Annotated in this window: 16 protein-coding genes and 1 tRNA gene; 9 read left to right on the top strand and 8 right to left on the bottom strand. The window is 55.4% G+C overall.

Features of this window, described 5'->3' with window-relative positions; genetic code table 11:
- Positions 1–38 precede the first annotated feature (38 nt).
- Entirely contained in the window at positions 39–557 is a 519-nt protein-coding gene (locus ACQE3E_RS11765; RefSeq protein ID WP_281023288.1) for a sigma-70 family RNA polymerase sigma factor, read from the bottom strand.
- Between the two features lie 292 nt (positions 558–849).
- Between ACQE3E_RS11765 and ACQE3E_RS11770 the strand changes: the two genes are divergently transcribed.
- Positions 850–1,263: a hypothetical protein gene (locus ACQE3E_RS11770; protein ID WP_071156858.1), complete on the top strand. Its 414-nt coding sequence runs from the start codon at positions 850–852 to the stop codon at positions 1,261–1,263.
- Between the two features lie 49 nt (positions 1,264–1,312).
- Here the strand turns inward: ACQE3E_RS11770 and hypB are convergent, their stop codons facing one another.
- The 6 genes from hypB to ACQE3E_RS11800 all read right to left on the bottom strand — a co-directional run bounded on the left by hypB (position 1,313) and on the right by ACQE3E_RS11800 (position 5,195).
- Complete coding sequence (gene hypB, locus ACQE3E_RS11775) at positions 1,313–2,179, bottom strand: hydrogenase nickel incorporation protein HypB (protein ID WP_427500563.1); 867 nt, start codon at positions 2,177–2,179, stop codon at positions 1,313–1,315.
- A complete protein-coding gene (gene hypA / locus ACQE3E_RS11780; RefSeq protein ID WP_071156854.1) occupies positions 2,179–2,520 on the bottom strand; it encodes a hydrogenase maturation nickel metallochaperone HypA in 342 nt (113 codons plus the stop codon). Before hypA ends, hypB begins: the two co-directional genes overlap by 1 nt.
- 145 nt (positions 2,521–2,665) lie before the next feature.
- Positions 2,666–3,871, bottom strand: coding sequence for a Ni,Fe-hydrogenase I large subunit (locus ACQE3E_RS11785; protein ID WP_313727842.1), 1,206 nt, complete (start codon positions 3,869–3,871; stop codon positions 2,666–2,668).
- Positions 3,847–4,314 carry a [NiFe]-hydrogenase assembly chaperone HybE gene (gene hybE / locus ACQE3E_RS11790; protein ID WP_064027578.1) on the bottom strand — a complete coding sequence of 156 codons (468 nt, stop codon included), beginning with the start codon at positions 4,312–4,314 and terminating at the stop codon, positions 3,847–3,849. Before hybE ends, ACQE3E_RS11785 begins: the two co-directional genes overlap by 25 nt.
- Positions 4,315–4,536 carry a rubredoxin gene (locus tag ACQE3E_RS11795; protein ID WP_064027576.1) on the bottom strand — a complete coding sequence of 74 codons (222 nt, stop codon included), beginning with the start codon at positions 4,534–4,536 and terminating at the stop codon, positions 4,315–4,317.
- Positions 4,533–5,195 (bottom strand): hydrogenase expression/formation protein, encoded by a 663-nt coding sequence (locus ACQE3E_RS11800; protein ID WP_254786722.1) that lies wholly within the window; start codon positions 5,193–5,195, stop codon positions 4,533–4,535. The genes ACQE3E_RS11795 and ACQE3E_RS11800 overlap by 4 nt, the downstream gene beginning before the upstream one ends.
- A 456-nt stretch (positions 5,196–5,651) precedes the next feature.
- Between ACQE3E_RS11800 and ACQE3E_RS11805 the strand changes: the two genes are divergently transcribed.
- The 5 genes from ACQE3E_RS11805 to tnpC all read left to right on the top strand — a co-directional run bounded on the left by ACQE3E_RS11805 (position 5,652) and on the right by tnpC (position 9,215).
- Positions 5,652–5,728: transfer RNA gene (locus ACQE3E_RS11805), tRNA-Met, on the top strand.
- Between the two features lie 330 nt (positions 5,729–6,058).
- A complete protein-coding gene (locus ACQE3E_RS11810) occupies positions 6,059–6,346 on the top strand; it encodes a hypothetical protein (protein ID WP_071156846.1) in 288 nt (95 codons plus the stop codon).
- A 544-nt stretch (positions 6,347–6,890) separates the two neighbouring features.
- Complete coding sequence (locus tag ACQE3E_RS11815; protein ID WP_231883784.1) at positions 6,891–7,298, top strand: transposase; 408 nt, start codon at positions 6,891–6,893, stop codon at positions 7,296–7,298.
- Positions 7,274–7,624 carry an IS66 family insertion sequence element accessory protein TnpB gene (tnpB, locus tag ACQE3E_RS11820; RefSeq protein WP_313727828.1) on the top strand — a complete coding sequence of 117 codons (351 nt, stop codon included), beginning with the start codon at positions 7,274–7,276 and terminating at the stop codon, positions 7,622–7,624. The genes ACQE3E_RS11815 and tnpB overlap by 25 nt, the downstream gene beginning before the upstream one ends.
- A gap of 31 nt (positions 7,625–7,655) precedes the next feature.
- Positions 7,656–9,215 carry an IS66 family transposase gene (gene tnpC / locus ACQE3E_RS11825; protein WP_313728405.1) on the top strand — a complete coding sequence of 520 codons (1,560 nt, stop codon included), beginning with the start codon at positions 7,656–7,658 and terminating at the stop codon, positions 9,213–9,215.
- Between the two features lie 253 nt (positions 9,216–9,468).
- Here the strand turns inward: tnpC and tnpA are convergent, their stop codons facing one another.
- Positions 9,469–9,900: an IS200/IS605 family transposase gene (gene tnpA / locus ACQE3E_RS11830; protein ID WP_313727825.1), complete on the bottom strand. Its 432-nt coding sequence runs from the start codon at positions 9,898–9,900 to the stop codon at positions 9,469–9,471.
- A 609-nt stretch (positions 9,901–10,509) separates the two neighbouring features.
- On the opposite strand from tnpA, the gene dbpA reads away from it, so the two are divergent.
- The 3 genes from dbpA to ACQE3E_RS11845 all read left to right on the top strand — a co-directional run bounded on the left by dbpA (position 10,510) and on the right by ACQE3E_RS11845 (position 13,894).
- Positions 10,510–11,889, top strand: coding sequence for an ATP-dependent RNA helicase DbpA (dbpA, locus tag ACQE3E_RS11835; RefSeq protein ID WP_427500564.1), 1,380 nt, complete (start codon positions 10,510–10,512; stop codon positions 11,887–11,889).
- A gap of 351 nt (positions 11,890–12,240) precedes the next feature.
- Positions 12,241–13,053 carry a uridine kinase gene (locus ACQE3E_RS11840; protein WP_071156806.1) on the top strand — a complete coding sequence of 271 codons (813 nt, stop codon included), beginning with the start codon at positions 12,241–12,243 and terminating at the stop codon, positions 13,051–13,053.
- A 10-nt stretch (positions 13,054–13,063) separates the two neighbouring features.
- A complete protein-coding gene (locus ACQE3E_RS11845; protein WP_071156804.1) occupies positions 13,064–13,894 on the top strand; it encodes a molybdenum storage protein subunit alpha in 831 nt (276 codons plus the stop codon).
- Positions 13,895–14,316: the final 422 nt, after the last annotated feature.

Consider the following 14,316-nt stretch of genomic DNA (forward strand, 5'->3'; position numbering starts at 1 on the left):
AGATTAGGATAGGCGGAGAGTAGTTGTGGTGCGGCCGGTCAATCGGCCAAACGGTTCGCGCAGTGATGCATCGCTTGTGCCAACAGTTTGTTCACCAAGGACTTGGAGATATCCAAGCGCTCGGCGATTTGCGAATAGGTGAGGCCTTCGACACCATGCAGCAGAAAGACCGTTCGACATTGTAACGGCAGCTCGACTAATGCGCTATGAAGCGCTTGCAGACGCTCGCGCCCGATCAGAACACGTTCGGTACTGGAGGCGGGACAAGCGACGGTTTCGGCGATTGTATCGAACGCCTCCTCGGCGGTGTGACGGTCACGCACCATCATTTTACGCTGATAATCGACCGCCAGATTCATGGCGATTCTAAATGCCATGGCCCGCGTATTCTCCGGTGCTTGCTGCTCGACGACTCGCCGCAAGCCAAGATAGGTATCGTGAGTCAATTCGGCCGCGATGTCCGGACACTTGATCCGACCAGTCAAAAATCGCAGCAGTTCCGCGGCTAGCGAGTCGCTCCAATACGCATTGCTATCGGTTAAGTTTCTTACAGTCATGGATTTTAAGTAGCGGCGGCATTGGCTCTCGCCAATCCCGGTATCGGTGGCGGGGCATCACCGTCCAGCAAAAATGGGGCCGCTTAATTTAAAAGCCGCAAGATGCGGCCGTTTGCCGTTGTTGTGGAGCCGACAGACTTGCAAAAAACAAGGCAAATCACGGAACCAGGATCTGTCACATAACACAGATTAATTAACGGTAAAAAGTGCGGTGCGTATTCTGCCGCATAGCCAATCCGGTAGCGTTGAAATTGGCCTATACTTTGCCATTTTAAAGCTCAGGAGATCGCTAATGAAAAGCGTGTATTTTGTTCTTATTCCGACCTTAGTAATTGTGTTGCCGAACTTAGCGGTCGCCGAACTGTACAAGTGTAGCGAGAACGGTAAGATCACCTATCAAGCCAAACCTTGTCGGAACAAGTCCGCCGAAAAACAAGTGGATATTGAAATCAGCAACCCCGAGCGTAACGCCAAAGCGTTGGAAAGGCTGAAAGAAGTAGAAGCCGATTACCAAGCTAAAAAGGAACAAGAAGCCTTGCGGGAAAAAGCCCAACACGAGGCCGCGCTTAGGGCCGCCGAAGTGAAGGCACTGGAGCGCAACGCCAACGCCCAGGTCGATCAATCGGAAGCAATGCGCAAACAGGTCAAGGAACTTGACAGCGCCGAGAACGTGCGCGGCTCCATCGTCGGCGAAAAACTGCGCTGAATTCTTCCCGGCCGGACAGCCGCGCGGTTTGACCAGAGAGGCGGCGGGTTTACGCGTATTCGATATGTTGCAAGGTCAATTCGGCCTGTAGCCATTTCAACCAACCGTCCATGCCTTCGCCGGTTTTCGCGGAAACGGCCAACACTTTGATTTTCGGATTAACTTGCTTGGCGTAGCGTATGCACTGCTCGCTGTCGAAATCCAGGTAGGGCAGTAGGTCGATCTTGTTCAATAGCATTAAGTCGGCCGCGTAAAACATATCAGGGTACTTAATCGGCTTATCCTCGCCCTCGGTCACCGACAAAATTACCACCTTGTGAGCTTCGCCGAGGTCGAAGGCCGCCGGGCAAACCAGATTCCCGACATTTTCGATGAACAACAGACTGTGCCGCTCGAGTTGCAAGTGCTCGAATGCGTGGCCGACTCGGTGAGCGTCGAGATGGCAACCTTTACCGGTGTTGATTTGTAGAGCCTTGACACCGGTGGCGCGTATCCGTTCGGCGTCTCGCGCGGTTTGCTGGTCGCCCTCGATGACCGCGATAGCGAATTGGCTTTTCAGGCGTTCTATCGTTTCGGTCAACAGCGTGGTTTTGCCTGAACCGGGGCTGGATACCAAATTCAACGCCAAGATGCCGCGCTCAGCCAAATAGTTGCGGTTTTCCGCGGCGTAGCGGTTGTTGCCCGCCAGAATATCCTGTTCGATCTGTACCATCCGCGCCGGCGTTAAGCCGCTGGCGTGCGCGTGCTCCGGACTCTCCGCGGGATGATGCAAGTGATGATGGTCGTGGTCGTGGTCGTGGTCGTGGTCGTGGTTGTGATCGTCTCCGTGACCGTGGCCGTATGTATGAGAATGCTCGTGATGATCGTGGTCATGCGAGTGATTTAGGCCCTCGCCGCAGCCGCAGACGCCGCACATTATTCTACCTCCAGTTCTTTGATGCGCATTTGATGACCGTCGGTCACCTGTAATTGATGACTGCCGCAAAAAGGGCATTCGTCGTAAAGTTGCTGAACTTCGACGGTTCGGCCGCAGGGCAGACACCAAGCCATTCCGGGTACCGTCACTATTTCCAACCCGGCACCTTCCGCTAAAGAGCCTCGGACTACCAAGTCGAAACTAAATCGCAAGGCTTCGATTTCTACCCCGGCCAGCGCGCCAATTTCCAGCCAAACGGCTTTCACCTTGCGGTACTGTTGAATGGACGCTTGCTGTTCAAGGGTTTGCAAAATGCTCTCGCAAAGCGACATTTCATGCATGTGTTAATCCGTTGAAATCTCGAACAACTAAAAATAAAGGATTCCGAAACCCGACCATGATTCATTCATACGACAGGACAAGGCTTCGACCGGAGAACTTCTGCAACAGCCGATCAAACGGGGCATACGGCATACGGCATACGGCTTAACGAGCGTCGGTATCGTAATCCCATTCCAATCGATATTCCACGCACGGATCGATGGCTGCTATCCAAAGTGAGGCTTGCCGTTTAAGCATCCCACTATCGCCGTGCAAACGATACAATCCTTGGGCGACGACGCCGTCCGGATGAAAATTCCATTCGGTCGGCGCCACGATCCGGTAATCGTATACCCGGCCTTGGCGCAGATCCAATCGATGCAGCAACAATCCACGCGCGGCAACTACTTGGCTCAAGGCCAAGCCATCGGCCACCGGGAAAGGCGGTGGAATGATGCTGGTATCGCCCAAATGTTGAGTCAATGCCAACATTCGAATCGGCAATTCCGCCAGCTCGCGCAATCTGGCTGCGATTCGTACTAGCAAACCATTGCCGTAATGTTGAGATAAGCCGGCAATCGCCGGGCTGGCGGATTGCCGGTTCAGCACCGTGGTTTCCCAGCAACGGGCTTGCCACCGTGGCGCTCGGCAAAATTCCGATGGAGCCTCACCGATCTCCGTCGCCAGCTTGGCCGCAGGCAAGGGCGGTAGAAGTTCGACTGAATTTCGCCCCAAATCCGCCCATCCAAAATCGACGATCTCGCGCATTAGCCGAGCGGCGGGGGCCTGACAGTACCGCCACCAGTCTTTCCAGTCCTCGAAGTCGGCGATTTGCAAAACAGTTGCCAAACTGCCGGCGAATACGGCCTTATCCAGCGTGTATCGCAGATCATCGAGTAGTTCGATGACGTCTCCACTTGCGATGGCCGTGCTGCTTAAACTAAAGGCGTCGCCGTCCTTGAACAGTATGCGCTTCAGTTGGTCGTCGCTCCGCAACAGGGTTGCCATCGCTGCCTTCTCGGCTTTTTCGGCCAAGACCTCTGGCCAATCCAGCAAAATTCGCCAAGCCAGTTCCCGCATGCATTCGGCGAGAACCAATATTTGGCGGGCCGATTCGCTGGCTATGGTCTCTGGGTGATCCAAAACGGCCCGACAAACTTGTCGGGCCGCATAAGCCTGAGCATTGCCGCACACCGAAAACAACACTGGTAGCGTATGCAACAACTCCCGCGCCGACAGGCCGTGTAGAATCTGAGTTGCCGCAATCGGGCGGCTGGATGCTAAGCGAACGCCGCTTATGCTCTCGCCAGTAACGGTTAAATGAATATCGATGCGGCCGGCGGGTGTCACGACGCCGCGTTCTCCGACCATGCGCCACGCAACCAGTCGCGCCGACTCAGAGACGGCGGCTTCGGGCCGGCAAGCAAGGCTAGCAATGCCGATTCGGCGGTTGCTTGCGCGGCGGCTTGATCGGCAAATTCGAACATTGGGGAAAACAACGAGCATAACGCATAAGGGCCAACGCCGTCGGCATGGCTGACCAAAAAGCGGTAATTGCCGTAGGGGAACCGGCGTTCGAACGCAGCGCCCGGTACGTAATCCCAGTCGTCACAACTGATCGGCAGCATTGTCAAATTCATGCTCCACGGCGTGATTAATATACCGAGCCACTCGTTGCCGTAACGTTGCAATGCCGAGGTTTGCACGCTTAATAGCGGATTTATAATCGGTAATTCCCGCATTCGGCTTGCTAGTATATTCTCGAACGTTGCAGTCAGCGCGCAACGGATCGATTCTCCGTCTGGGGTAAGCATTTATTCGGCCAGTAATAGAAACCCTTGCTTAGGACTGTCGCATTGAGGGCAGGTCCAATGTGCCGGCAAATCGGCAAAGGCCGTGCCGGGAGGCGTTTGCGACTCCGGATCGCCGTCGGCAGGATCGTAAACGTGCCAGCAGATTTTGCATTCCAGTCGGGCGTCGGCGGGCAGGGTGCCGCAATCGCCGCCGTAGGCTCCACCGAAAAATGAGGCGTTCACGAATATGCTCCGACGATTTCCCGCAAGCGTTGACTGCTATCGGCAATATCTTCGGCTGAGGCTTGGGCCACGCTAGGAATGTCGCAAATTTCCAAGGTATTGAGTATCAGAGTATCTTGCGAATTGTAGTATTGCACCCACCAGACGTAAGTCGTAGCAGTAGCGGTTATTCGACAATTGCCGTAGCCGCGCGACAGTATCGTCACTTTACCGCGGCCGAGACTTTGGTCAAGAAAGACCAGGTCCTGTTCGGTTTGCGGTAGCAAACTCAGGTTGATTACATGCGCGTCATGGCCGGATTGGTAGCTCGCGATGTGAGCGTTGAGTTCGGCGATCAACGGCGGCGCGTTCATGACGCCTTCCGGCAAAGCGGCCATGTTTACATCGAGCGATGGAGCCGCGCCGGCGAAAGCCGTTTCCGCCACCGATGGTGGGAATGCGCCAACTTCGAGACTATCCTTGACCAGTCCGCCAAGTGAGTCGCGATGCTGTAAGCGCCAAACGCCGGCCAATATCGATTCCTGCACCCGGCCGTTGGCGCCTCCGTCAATCAACACCGCGACCTCGCCCTCACCAAGCAGTTCGTCAATGAATTGGCGATTTTCGTCATCCAAGCTCAGTAAATCGATGGTATTTCCGGCAGCCGGAAAGTTGTCCAAGTTCGCTTGAAGTTGTATGGAGAGTTGTCGCGCCGCTGAGAGAGCTGGCGAATTGAGGCTGGTTGAAATCCGCGGCATTGCATACGTCAGCATCTCATTCGGCATGGACAAATAGTCGAATTCAGCGCCGTCCGGTTCTGACGGTTGACTGCCGCGACCGAAAATAGGGAGAGTGTCTGTGGTCATGGATAAATAGGAATAGGACGGACGAAGCCAGTCGTTTAGTTTTTGAATACACGCGAGAGACGATTATTCCCGCAGTAGCGCTAAGGTTGTCAGCTAACTTTGCCATAATAGCTGCCGAAGTCAAACTGTTTTTGCCAACCCAGTGACGTCTTTTCCACCGGAATTGGCGACTTAACGAGGGCAGCGCGAAACTGGCTCGACCACAAATGTCATTCATCTGACAAAAGACTTGTCATGTCTGTAAATACCTGTATAATTGCTCAAATCAATCGCGGGGTGGAGCAGCTTGGTAGCTCGTCGGGCTCATAACCCGAAGGTCGTAGGTTCAAATCCTGCCCCCGCTACCAGACAGATTAAAGGCCTAGGTTTAACGACTTAGGCTTTTTTTTTGCACGAATTATTGCGTCATCATTGCCTTCAAAAGCAGGATAACGGCTAATAAACCATCGGAAAAACCGCTGATTTAAAAAATTACTGGACACTACAACGAATTCCGTTTCCGTGTTTTTTACTGATCGCCTCGGTTTAAATGAGTTATGAATGCGCTATATTTGAAGACTGGCCGAAGGAGGAGCATTAGACCATCTGGTCTTCGTCTGAATACAGATTAGCAGCATCAAAAAAACTCAACTGTACAACACTGACGGTTTTGTCATCACTCCGTTTTAGGAAATCCTATGTATTCGTCATCCGATGAAATTGGCATTATCACAGCCTACGTTGAGCAACTGGAAAAGGAGTCGATTCCATATGCTTTGACCATCAAAAAGCGGGTTTCTGCTGGCGACACATTAAATGAAATCGAGATTATGCATTTCGAGCAACTATTATCCGAGGCGCGAATGATGATGCCGATGTTAAAGCACCATTCAGAGTATCAAAAATTAATAGCAGAACTCGCCAGCCTATATCATGAAATCTCGGAAGAAGCCTTGCGAAACGAACTCAACAAGAAAAATAACTAATCGTTGTATTCCACAGATATGGGATGCGGAACTGAATAGTTATTATTTAACATAATATACATTATGCGAAGTCTCGGTCTTAGGAGGCGGGCGGCCGCGAGGCCGCTGGTTCGGCTCGGGTTTCGCGGCCGCTCCCAGCATGCGCAACGCTGGCCGGCGCGTCGCGGTAAGGATCGAAACGGCCGTACTTCACGAACGCACGGCACTGGTCCGGGCTGACGAAGTACGGCGTGGCTTGTTGCGTGTAGCAACGACAGCCCTCGGGCTGGCGGCGATCGACGACGCAACCGGATAAGCGCGGGAACGTGACCGGCCTGGCAAGGTCGGCAAACGCCGGCGCGGACTCGGGCACGTTCGCAAGCTTGGGGTTGTGTAGTCAAACTTGGCCAGGTCGTCACCGTCACGATGACCTGGCTGATCGGAAAATGGCCATCCGACGCCTGACCATCGCTTCCGGTGTTTCGTAAGCGGTCCTTTAACAGCATCTGTATAAACAGCTCGAAAGGAACGAAGATAGTGTCCACTTATAATCAGGTGGACACCTATGAAGGAGCATAACACGCGATTATCGCGGCCATTAATCGTGGGGCACGGGCGAGACGGCCGTTGCCTTTATGATCCGGAAGCCAAGCGGGAGCTAGTGAAAGTTTGCTTGCATTCGGGCACATCGGTTGCCAAGATCGCTCTGCAATACGGTATCAATGCCAATCTGCTGCGCAAGTGGATGGGGCATTACCGAGAAACAGGACATCCGAATCCGAACAGTCCATTAACGTTGCCGGCTTTTGTGCCCGTTCAGTCGCTGAGCGCAGAGAAACCGGCTGAGTCAGCGCTCAGTGCGGAGTTGCCCAACGGCGTTAAACTCGCGTTACAGCCTGTCGCACTGAGCGACCTGCCGGTGATTTTGAAGGCGTTGGCCGAGCTGCCATGTTTCGTTTCGACGCAGGATTGAAGGTCTACCTGCACCGCGAGCCGGTCGACGGCCGCAAGGCCATCAATGGTTTAGCGCTGCTGGTTGAGCAGGCATTAGGCTTGAATCCGTTCGAGCCGGCCATCTACGTGTTCAGCAACCGCCGGCGGGATCGGATCAAACTGCTGTTGTGGGACCGCACCGGTTTTTGGTTGATGCTCAAGCGGCTGGAAGCCGACCGTTTTCACTGGCCGAAAGAGGCAGCAGTTGTGATGTTGACGGTCGAGCAACTCCACTGGTTGTTAGCCGGTATTGACTTGGCCGCGATGCGGCCGCATCCGGCACGAACCTATACCCAAGTGGGCTGAAACGCGGATGTAAAGCCGGTAAAATAACGGCATGACGCCCACCATCACGCTGTCCACCGAAGACTACCAAGCCTTGCTGGCCGAGCAGCAACGGCTGGCGAGTCAACTGCGGTTGGTGACGGTCGAGCGGGATTTATTGAAAGAACGTGTGGATGCCTTTCTGCATAGGCTGTATGCCGCAAAATCCGAGGCGCGGGCCAATCCGGCCCAGCGCGACCTGTTCCTGAACGAAGCCGAAGTGTTGGCGCCGAACGGTGCTCCAATCGCCGAGGAAGCCACGCCCGAAGCGGTCGAGGTGGCCGGTCACCGCCGTAAGAAACGCGGTCGCAAACCGCTCGATCCGCATCTGCCGCGTGAGATCGTGCGCCATGAATTAGCGGAAGCCGAACGCATCTGTGCGCATGACGGTACTCGTCTGGTGGAAATCGGCGCTGAAATCAGCGAGCAGCTCGACATCGTGCCGCAACAGGTGCGAGTCATTCAACATCACCGCGTCAAATATGCCTGCCCGTGCTGCGATGAAAGCATTCGCGTGACGCCGGCACCGGTTCGCATCATCCCCAAAGGCTTACTCACCGAAACGGCATTAGCCTGGGTCGTCACCGCCAAATACCAGGATAGCCTGCCGCTGTATCGGCAAGCCGCGCTGTTGAGCCGTTTCGGCGGCGATCTGTCGCGCAACACGCTGGCGGCTAGCATGGTGCGGGTTGGCGACGCAGTGCAACCCATCATCAACTTGCTGCGCGACCATCTGCTCGATGCCGATCTGATCCTGGGCGACGAAACCGTGGTTCAAGTGCTCAAAGAATCCGGCCGAGCCGCGCAAAGCAAAAGCTATCTGTGGGCACAAATGACCGGCTCCGGACCGCCGATTCGGCTGTTCAGCTACACGCCGGGGCGCGGCGGAACGCATGCGCAGCCGTTGTATGAAGGCATCAAACCCGGCGCGGTACTGATGAGCGACGGCTATGAGGTGTATAACGCCATTGCAGCCAGCCGGGGTGCGATTCACCTCGGCTGTTGGGCGCATGCGCGGCGTTATTTTGTCGAGGCCGAAGCCGCCATTCCTAAAGCCGCGCGCGGCCCGGAGCAACTGGCGACGCAGTTTATCGCGGCGATGGGTGAACTGTACGCGATTGAAACTCAGACGGAAGACCTGAGCGTCGAACAGCGTGGGCAGCGGCGCCAGGAGCAAAGCCGACCGGTTTTGGTCAAAATCGAAGCCCTGCTGCTACAACATCTGCATGCGGTAATCCCCGGTAGTTTGCTGGGCAAGGCTTTGCATTACTTGTCATCGCAGTGGTCCAAACTGATCCGCTTCGTCGACAACGGCGCTTGGCCCATCGACAACAACCTCTGCGAAAACGCCATACGCCCCTTCGTGGTGGGCCGCCGCAATTGGTTGTTTTGCGATACGGTGGCCGGCGCCCGTGCCAGCGCTAATCTTTACTCGTTGATCGAAACCTGCAAGGCCAATAGCGTCGACCCTTACACCTATCTGGTCGATCTGTTCCGAAAGCTTCCCACCGCAAAAACTGTCGAAGAGTTCGAAGCGCTGTTGCCTTGGAATCTCGACGCCCTAACGGACTAATCGTACGCCAACGGTTAAGTCATTGTCCGTTTCAGTTCTAGTGCGTCCTTCAAAGATCGCTTACGGTGTTTCGTACACGTTCTGCACCTCGTTAAAGAACAACACGGCCTCGTCAGGCGCTCACTCATGCCAGGTTTTCGCAAAAGGTAAATATCCCCCGGCAAAGCGGGGGGCTTTATGTTGTGAACCGCTCAAAGCGGTAAATAGGGTCGCTGACGCGGCCCTTTAACTTTAGCCGCCAATAGGCGGCGACTCATTGGCAAAGGTTCATTTGTTCGATGCGTTGGTCTTCCTGTTCTTGATGACGGATATACTCCCGTATCATCGTTTCATCCCGACCCACTGTCGAAACAAAATACCCCCGCGCCCGGAAATGCTGACCTACAAAGTTCCGCTTCTTTTCACCATAAACACGGGCCAAGTGAATCGCACTCTTCCCTTTGATGTAGCCAATCACCTGCAACACCGCATATTTCGGTGGGATCGATATCAACATATGCACATGATCCGGCATCAAATGCCCTTCCAATATTCGGCTTTCTTTCTGGCTCGCTAACCTTCGAAACACCTCGCCCAAATGCTTGCGCAACGCCCTATACAGCGTTCGGCGACGGCACTTGGGAATAAACACAACGTGATATTTGCACTCCCATTTCGAGTGGCTTAAGCTTTCGTTCTCGTCCATCAGGTAGGTTCTCCTCTTGCGTTTGCTTGGCGGCTCACGCTCTCGAGTTTCCTGATGGACTCCTCTAAATGTCAAACTCCTGCTGTCTCCCCGGCTAAGCCGGGGGATTTCTCATTTTTGGTTAAAAACCATCAGCGGTGATCCGACTGCCTTACGGCTCCGGTGCTTCGCGTCCGGACAGTCTCCCAATGTAGCTACACGTCACGGCGCGCTTCTGCCTTATCGAGGTTCGAGCCTTGTTGAAAAGCGGAACGCGTGAAGCCCTGCTGTGTTGTAGATCCGGCTATCTGGTAATTGGCGTAGCGGACATGTTCGAGGCGCTTTCCCGTGCGGGCGTTCCTCTGGCTGCGCTGGCCGGACTGCATGGAAGTTTGGCTGGTTTATCGTGACAGCTGACGATTATTCCGGATACTAGGCAGAATCGGTGATTTGCGACCAATCCCAAGGGCAAATCACCGTAAAGACATCAATATCGATACCGGTTTCTTGAAAGGCTTCGCATCCACGCTCAGAGCCCCCACCCAAAAAACTAACGCCTAATCGGGCGGACAGTTATCATGAGCGACCATCGCGATAAACGCGCCGCTCTGCCCCAATAATCGACCCATTGTGAATACACCTGAATTTTGTTCCCTGTCGTTAAAGCCGGCTCTGCTGGAAAACATCGAATCCCTGGGTTATACCCGCATGACAGCCATCCAGGCCGAAACTCTACCGCATATACTTGAAAACAAGGACGTCATCGCCCAGGCAAAAACAGGTAGCGGCAAGACCGCCGCGTTCGGCATTGGCTTGTTATCGCGACTGGATTCGAACAGTTTTAAAGTCCAGGCAATGGTGATTTGCCCTACGCGCGAGCTAGCCGATCAAGTTTGTAAGGAAATCCGCCAGCTGGCCCGCCTTACCCAAAACATCAAGGTACTCGTATTGTGTGGCGGAGCGCCGTTTACGACACAACGTGCCTCGCTGGAACACGGCGCGCACGTGGTGGTCGGCACGCCGGGCCGCTTATGGGAGCATCTGCAAAAACACAGCTTACGGCTGGAGCACCTGAAAGTGTTGGTGCTGGACGAAGCCGACCGCATGCTGGACATGGGTTTCGCCGATATCATCACCGATGTGATTTCCCACGCGCCTAGCCACCGCCAAACCCTGTTGTTTTCGGCAACGTATTCAGAGGCCGTGCGAGCCTTGAGCCAACGCTTTCAGTTCAGACCGGTGTCCGTCAGTGTCGAAGCCAGCCACCGCGACAACGACATCGAACAGCGTTTTCACCGGATCGACAAGAACAAGCGGCTAAATGCCTTGGGTTATATGCTGGCCTATCATCGCCCCGAATCGACGGTGGTGTTTTGCAACACCAAACGCGAGTGCCAGGACGTAGCCGACACCTTGGCTCACTGCGGTTTTTCGGTACAAGCCCTACACGGCGACCTGGAGCAAAAGGATAGAGATCAGGTATTGGTGCGCTTCGCCAACAAAAGTTGCTCGATCTTGGTCGCCACAGACGTGGCGGCCAGGGGCTTGGATATTAAAGACATGCAAGCGGTGATTAATTACGAGCTGCCGTTCGATCCGGAAGTCTACGTGCATCGCATCGGTCGCACCGGCCGGGCCGGCGCCAAGGGGCTGGCGTTAAGCCTGGTCGGCGATGCCGAGTTGAACCGGGTCAAAGCCATCGAAGACTACATGAATGTCGGCGCGCAGTGGGACGAAGTCGCGCCGTTCCGACTCGACCGCGAGGAACGCTACGAGCCGCCGATGGTGACTTTGTGGATAGACGGCGGCCGCAAGGACAAGATGCGGCCCGGCGACATTCTGGGCGCCCTAACCGGCGCCGGCGGCATAGCCGGCGGCGAAGTCGGCAAAATCGACGTGTTCGATAAGCAGGCTTACGTCGCGATCAAACGCGACCGTGCCGACCTGGCATTGGCCTGCTTACGCAAAGGCAAGATCAAGGGCCATCGTTTTAACGTGCGCCTATCGTAATGGTAATCTGCACCGATCTTCATCCCGGCCTACCCTCGCTGCTTGACCGGCCGTACGATTGTGCTCGAAAACCGCGATTGGGTAACGCCAATTTTCCGTTTCATAAACTCGGCGGACATGGTCTCGCCGGATACAAACGCCACCGGGCCAACAATTGAACATCCAATCGCCCGACGCCGTTGTTTCGGCGTTTGCTTTGCGATATGCTGCGAACCCAAGCAGTTTCGAGGCTTGCACTCGCCGTAGGCTTAGCCATACTCAAACATGGCGATATTCTCGTTTCCCGAATAATAACGGTAACTCGCGACAACACCCCAAAACCGGTGCCATCCAACCGAATAGGACAACCACATGACTCATTCCACAGCCGAGCTAGAAGAGCTGCTGATGCAGCGATCTCTCTCCGATCCGCAACTGTTGGCGGCGGCCGAGGCCGCCCCGGATTTTCGCATCCTGCCGGATGCCACCGTCATCAAAATCGGTGGCCAAAGCGTGATCGATCGCGGCCGCGCCGCCGTTTATCCATTGGTGGACGAAATCGTCGCCGCCCGCAAACACCACAAGATGCTGATCGGCACCGGCGCGGGTACCCGAGCCCGCCATCTGTATTCGATCGCGGCCGGCGTCGGCCTGCCGGCCGGCGTACTTTCGCAACTCGGCGCCTCGGTTGCCGACCAAAATGCGGTGATGCTGGGACAACTGCTGGCGAAATACGGTATTTCAGCGGTTGACGGCGCCGGCCTGTCGGCGGTGCCTCTGTACTTGGCCGAGGTCAATGCCGTCGTGTTCAGCGGCATGCCGCCCTACAACTTGTGGATGCGCCCAGCCCCCGAAGGCGTGATTCCGCCCTACCGTACCGACGCCGGCTGCTTCCTGCTCGCCGAGCAATTCGGTTGCAAAGCCATGATTTACGTCAAGGACGAAAACGGTCTCTACACCGCGAATCCGAAGACCTCCAAGGACGCCACGTTCATCCCGAAGATTTCGGTGGACGAAATGAAGGCCAAGGGCTTGCACGACTCCATCCTCGAATTCCCGGTGCTCGATCTTTTGAAAACCGCGCGCCACATTCGCGAAATCCAGGTGGTCAACGGACTGGTCCCCGGCAACCTATCCCGCGCGCTCGCCGGCGAGCACGTCGGCACCATCATTACCGCGAGCTGAGAATACAACAATGGCTGAACATACCAATACCATCAAACACGTAGCTTCGCCGCTGGCCCGCCAGACCTTGCTGGACGGCGATCTTACCCGTCCGGTCGCCGGCAGGCGCCCTATCCGATTACTGCCTTGGCTGCAAGTCGTCAAGATCGGCGGCCGTTCCATCATGGATCGCGGCGCCGACGCCATTCTGCCCATTGTCGACGAATTGCGTAAAATCCTGCCCGAGCACCGCCTGCTGATCCTTACCGGAGCCGGAATCCGCGCCCGCCATTTATACGGTGTTGGACTGGATCTCGGTCTGCCGGTGGGTTCGCTCGCGCCGCTCGCCGCCAGCGAAGCGGGACAAAACGGCCACATTCTGGCTTCGTTATTGGCGCCGGACGGCGTATCCTACGTCGAACACCCGACCATCGCCAGTCAGCTGGCCATCCACCTCGCCGCCGCCCGAGCGGTGGTCGGCAGTGCCTTTCCGCCCTACCACCACCACGAGTTTCCAACCTCGCGGTTGCCGTATCATAGGGCCGATACCGGCGCCTTTTTACTGGCCGACGCGCTTGGCGCGGCCGGCCTGACCATTGTCGAGGATGTGGATGGCGTCTACACTGCCGACCCCAAAGCCGACGGCGAGCAAGCGCAGTGGATTCGCGAAACCAGCGCCGCCGAATTGGCCCAGCAGGCAGGCCCTCTGCCCTTCGATCCGGCCCTGCTCGAAGTGATGGCGACCGCGCGGCACCTGGAACACATTCAGATCGTGAATGGCCTGGTGCCGGGCCGACTGACCGCCGCGTTGCGCGGCGAACACGTCGGCACCATCATTCATAGCGGCGCGAACCCGCGTTAAAGTCGCATTCGGCGATTCCACCTTGCGGAGAAACGCTCGTTCATACCAGCCGGGCAAGCTTGCCCGGCCAACCTTGCCAGCCACCCCCACTGATTCCGATACAGTCAGCCGTATTTTGAACGCCGGAGATCGGCCATCAACGGACCGTCGTCACATTTGATTTGCCCTCAGCAAATCTAAAGAAATTCCGCCAAAGCGGTCATTCCAACGCAAGAACAGGGTTGCGCAATATAAATCGTCGTTTCCAAAATACTATTGCCGCAAATTTAAAAAAACACTTAAAAATTTCTTGCACTAAATACAAATGTCACATATTCCTGATATAGTCCGCGCAGATTCTACCTATTTGGAACGTTAGCGGGAATTGAAGTTGACCGATTACATTGAGCTATAGTGCCTTATATTAACTTTGAGAAAACTAA

This window comes from Methylomonas sp. MED-D (genome assembly GCF_050276835.1).
Classification (GTDB): domain Bacteria; phylum Pseudomonadota; class Gammaproteobacteria; order Methylococcales; family Methylomonadaceae; genus Methylomonas; species Methylomonas koyamae_A.

Coding starts and splice junctions, on each gene's coding strand:
- ACQE3E_RS11765 (WP_281023288.1), bottom strand. CDS start 557: ATGACTGTAAGAAACTTAACCGATAGCAATGCGTATTGGAGCGACTCG.
- ACQE3E_RS11770 (WP_071156858.1), top strand. CDS start 850: ATGAAAAGCGTGTATTTTGTTCTTATTCCGACCTTAGTAATTGTGTTG.
- hypB (WP_427500563.1), bottom strand. CDS start 2,179: ATGTGCGGCGTCTGCGGCTGCGGCGAGGGCCTAAATCACTCGCATGAC.
- hypA (WP_071156854.1), bottom strand. CDS start 2,520: ATGCATGAAATGTCGCTTTGCGAGAGCATTTTGCAAACCCTTGAACAG.
- ACQE3E_RS11785 (WP_313727842.1), bottom strand. CDS start 3,871: ATGGTCGGAGAACGCGGCGTCGTGACACCCGCCGGCCGCATCGATATT.
- hybE (WP_064027578.1), bottom strand. CDS start 4,314: ATGCTTACCCCAGACGGAGAATCGATCCGTTGCGCGCTGACTGCAACG.
- ACQE3E_RS11810 (WP_071156846.1), top strand. CDS start 6,059: ATGTATTCGTCATCCGATGAAATTGGCATTATCACAGCCTACGTTGAG.
- ACQE3E_RS11815 (WP_231883784.1), top strand. CDS start 6,891: ATGAAGGAGCATAACACGCGATTATCGCGGCCATTAATCGTGGGGCAC.
- tnpB (WP_313727828.1), top strand. CDS start 7,274: ATGTTTCGTTTCGACGCAGGATTGAAGGTCTACCTGCACCGCGAGCCG.
- tnpC (WP_313728405.1), top strand. CDS start 7,656: ATGACGCCCACCATCACGCTGTCCACCGAAGACTACCAAGCCTTGCTG.
- tnpA (WP_313727825.1), bottom strand. CDS start 9,900: ATGGACGAGAACGAAAGCTTAAGCCACTCGAAATGGGAGTGCAAATAT.
- ACQE3E_RS11840 (WP_071156806.1), top strand. CDS start 12,241: ATGACTCATTCCACAGCCGAGCTAGAAGAGCTGCTGATGCAGCGATCT.
- ACQE3E_RS11845 (WP_071156804.1), top strand. CDS start 13,064: ATGGCTGAACATACCAATACCATCAAACACGTAGCTTCGCCGCTGGCC.